Annotated in this window: 1 protein-coding gene; it reads right to left on the bottom strand. The window is 70.9% G+C overall.

Annotated features, from left to right (window positions below):
* Window positions 1-224 precede the first annotated feature (224 nt).
* Window positions 225-416 (bottom strand): DinB/UmuC family translesion DNA polymerase (locus tag D7Y13_RS46555; RefSeq protein ID WP_208734705.1); only part of this gene is annotated, 192 nt, incomplete at its 5' end.

Genomic DNA, 416 nt, shown 5'->3' with positions numbered 1-416 from the left:
GTCTGGACACCGGCCGTCGCACCGCCGGCCGTCCGGTCGGATCCGGGCGTTCCGCAGCCCGCGGCCAACAACGTCAGGGAGACGGACAGGCCGACGAGGAAGCGGCGGCCGCCGCGAATGAGGTGCACATCGGGATCCTAGACCGGGATGGATGCACCGATCGAGCTGTCCCGACCGCCCCGGCATCCGGCCGAACCGCCGAGTTGGACGACTGCTCGGTTCACCTAGAACAGCGCGGTTTGGACCTGGTCGGCCGGCACCAGCGCGGACAGCGTGACTCCCAATCCGACCAGGGGCGGCAACGGGTTGTCCGCCAGCAACTTTCGGGCCGGGGCCGCCCAGGTGGCCCAGGAGGCGGTCGCCTCGGCCATGCTGCAGCGAAGCACCACCGTCGGTCCGTCTGCGGGCTTGAGGGT

It is taken from the genome of Corallococcus praedator (assembly GCF_003612125.1).
GTDB lineage: Bacteria > Myxococcota > Myxococcia > Myxococcales > Myxococcaceae > Corallococcus > Corallococcus praedator.
Note: the sequence above shows the minus strand (reverse complement) of the source record. Positions and strands in the feature narration are given on the sequence as shown.